This is a genomic window from Pseudomonas sp. RA_35y_Pfl2_P32 (assembly GCF_963970735.1).
GTDB lineage: Bacteria > Pseudomonadota > Gammaproteobacteria > Pseudomonadales > Pseudomonadaceae > Aquipseudomonas.
The window spans coordinates 1-255 of the sequence record NZ_CAXAQF010000435.1; the positions used below are offsets into that span (position 1 = coordinate 1).

At 64.7% G+C, this 255-nt stretch carries 1 protein-coding gene; it reads left to right on the plus strand.

The features are described 5' to 3' along the window. A partial coding sequence (locus tag AACY45_RS29050; RefSeq protein WP_339548913.1) for an aldehyde dehydrogenase family protein occupies positions 1–255 on the plus strand: 255 nt, incomplete at both ends.

The window sequence follows — 255 nt, forward strand, 5'->3', positions numbered from 1 at the left end:
CCCTGGGCGTGGTCGGGCAGATCATCCCGTGGAACTTCCCGATCCTGATGGCCGCCTGGAAACTCGCGCCAGCCCTGGCTGCCGGTAACTGCGTGGTGCTCAAGCCTGCCGAGCAAACACCGCTGGGTATCAGCGTGCTGCTGGAACTGATCGGTGACCTGCTGCCACCGGGCGTGCTGAACGTGGTGCAAGGGTTCGGCAAAGAAGCCGGCGAAGCCCTGGCCACCAGCAAGCGCATCGCCAAGATCGCGTTCA